This window comes from Empedobacter sp. R750 (assembly GCF_030324345.1).
GTDB classification, from domain to species: Bacteria; Bacteroidota; Bacteroidia; order Flavobacteriales; family Weeksellaceae; genus Empedobacter; species Empedobacter falsenii_C.
This window is the reverse complement of sequence record NZ_JACAGF010000040.1, coordinates 1-2,779: the sequence shown is the minus strand read 5'-3', so window position 1 is coordinate 2,779 and position 2,779 is coordinate 1. Positions and strand designations below refer to the sequence as shown.

General features: G+C 26.3%; 3 protein-coding genes. All 3 read left to right on the top strand.

Features of this window, described 5'->3' with window-relative positions; genetic code table 11:
- The first annotated feature begins 203 nt into the window (after positions 1-203).
- The 3 genes from HXZ74_RS17055 to HXZ74_RS17045 all read left to right on the top strand — a co-directional run bounded on the left by HXZ74_RS17055 (position 204) and on the right by HXZ74_RS17045 (position 2,699).
- Entirely contained in the window at positions 204-356 is a 153-nt protein-coding gene (locus HXZ74_RS17055) for a hypothetical protein (RefSeq protein ID WP_286476507.1), read from the top strand.
- A gap of 305 nt (positions 357-661) precedes the next feature.
- Positions 662-2,044 carry an AAA family ATPase gene (locus tag HXZ74_RS17050; protein ID WP_115000147.1) on the top strand — a complete coding sequence of 461 codons (1,383 nt, stop codon included), beginning with the start codon at positions 662-664 and terminating at the stop codon, positions 2,042-2,044.
- A 1-nt stretch (position 2,045) separates the two neighbouring features.
- Positions 2,046-2,699 carry an RloB family protein gene (locus HXZ74_RS17045; protein WP_115000149.1) on the top strand — a complete coding sequence of 218 codons (654 nt, stop codon included), beginning with the start codon at positions 2,046-2,048 and terminating at the stop codon, positions 2,697-2,699.
- Positions 2,700-2,779: the final 80 nt, after the last annotated feature.

Sequence of the window (2,779 nt, the reverse complement as noted above, 5' to 3'; positions counted from 1 at the left end):
TTTTTTATTCCTTTCATAATTGTAAGATAAGTATTATATACCTTTTCTTACTCTGGAACTTTCGTTAGGATATCCATTTCGATTATTATCCATGTGACACTTGCTTAGTTAAACATAAAAAGATCATAAGAAGAAAGGATAGTGTTGTTATTGAAGTCACTAAAGAATATTTAATCGATAAACCGTATCATAAGAATTATAATATGTATCAGAATAAAATTGATAAAATTATTAAAGGAAATGAATATGGGACTTCACCACAATTGCTTTTAGAGTTTTTATTAAAACCTCTTGATTTACTTGCAGAACAAATGGAATGGTATACAGGTGAAACGTCATCAATCTTAATTAACTAAGCCACCCCATAACATCTGTAACTGTTGCACAATTCCAATTTTAGTTTTAAAAACACAAAATAGTATAAATAACAACCTCTTTAGAAGTAATTTTAGAGAGTTTTTTATTTTACACAATAAGGTATACAATATAGTTTTGTTTGTATATTTGTTATTTACACGAAATGCAGATATAGCTGATTTTTACGAAACAAATGCTATAGTAGTTTCTTAAAAAACAATGTTATGCCTAATGTTAAAAAACACTGCAAAATATTGTAAATGTGAAAAAATCACTACATTTGTTCTATTAAACAATAGAAGTTATGTTAATCAAGTTTTCCGTTGAGAATTTTTCGTCATTTTGTTCAAGACAAATTTTCTCATTAATTCCTGGAAAAGGAACATTAAAAAGTGAACATAAAACTAAAAAAATTAACGGAGTTTCAGTTCTTAAAACTTCAGTACTTTTTGGTGCAAATGCATCTGGTAAATCAAATTTAATTAAAGCTATCGATTTTGGACAAAAATTAGTTCTAAAAGGTACTAAATCAGAATCTGTAATAGATTATCAAAAATTCAGATTAAATAAAGAATTTAAAAATAAAGATTCAAGAATTGAATATACAATTCAACATAAAAATAAAAATTATGCTTATGGTTTTGTATTTGATTCAGACTCAATAAAAGAAGAATGGCTATACGAAGTGACTTCAAAAAAAGATATAAAAATCTTCGAAAGAAATAATTCTAATGCTGAAAACTTTGATTTAGAAAATATTTTAAAAAATATAAAATTAGAAGAAGAAAAGCTATTTTTAAAATTTACAGCGAAAGGCACACCTAATAATCAACTGTTTTTAAATGAAATCAGAACTCGAAAAGTTAAGGAAAATGTTTCAAAAATAGATGATCTTTTAAATGTAATTGATTGGTTTCAAAATTCTTTAAAAGTTATTTTTCCAGATGATAAATATAATGAGGGATTAAAGTTCGAATTAAAACAAGATGAGGAATTATTAACAACTTTCGAACAATTTTTAAAATATTTTGATACAGGAATTACAGGTGTATGTTTAGAAAAAGTTGACTTTGAAAGCGTTGATGTTCCTAAACCGATTTTATCTAAAATTAAAGAAGATTTATTAAGTAAAAAATCTGAAAATATCAGAGCTTCAATCTTATCAAATAAAAATACGACTTATTTCTTATCAATTAAAGACTCAGATTTGGTTATTGAAAAGTTTATGACCAAACATACAGTTAAAGGAGACGATAATTATGAAAAATTTGACACAAGCGACGAATCTGATGGTACGAATAGAATTATGGATTTTATCCCCTTGCTTTTAGACTTGTTAAAAGGAGATAATGTTTTTATAATTGATGAAATGGAACGAAGCCTTCATCCTAATTTAATTTACGATTTAATTGATTTATTTGTCACTAAAGCAGTTAATGTAAATAGTCAATTAATTCTAGCTAGTCACGAATCTTCATTATTAACTCAAAAGTTACTAAGAAAAGATGAAGTGTGGTTTGTAGTAAAAGATAATGAAGGTGCAAGTAAATTACATTCATTAGAGGAGTATAATGTTCGTTTTGACAAAGAAATCAGGAAAGACTATCTATTAGGACGATTTAAAGCTATACCTCGAATTGGAAGTAGAAATAAATTAACAATTCTTAATAGTAAAACTTTGAAATAATATGCCTAGAGAAAGAGATGAATTATTCAGAGAAAGTAATTCTATTGAGAAAGAAAAGATTATAGTATTAGCTTTTGAAGGTAATGAAACAGAAGAAATATATTTTGAAGAGTTTAAAAATTCTGAAAGATTTAATGATAGTCTAATATACCTCCATCTTCTAAAAAGACCTAAAACCGACACTAATAGCGCTCCTAATCACGTTTTTAAAAAATTAAAAAGAGAAGCGAAATACGAATACAATTTTAAAAATACTGACGAATTATGGATGATAATAGACACTGACAGATGGAGAAATATTCCCGAAATAATAAAAGAATGTAAAAATCTTGAGAATATGTATGTGGCTGTAAGTAATCCTTGTTTTGAATTATGGCTTTTACTTCACATTAAAAATTTATCAGAATATTCTGAAGAGGAATTGAACCTTATTTTACAAAATGCAAAAGTAACTAGTAAAAAAAATTATATAGATACTAAAATAACTGAAATTTTAGGATCTTACAACAAGAGTAATCCTAAACCTGAACTTTATTTACCTCATTTAGATTTAGCTATAGAGCAAGCTATTAATTTAGATGATGAGCAAGAAGATTTCCCCTCAAAACTTGGTTCACACGTATACAAATTAATTCAAAAACTTATAAAACACTAGGCATAACATCGGTAACTGTTGCACAACTCCAATTTACAGTAAAAAACAGAATATATGACCTCGTTTAAGCCTTTTTAAGC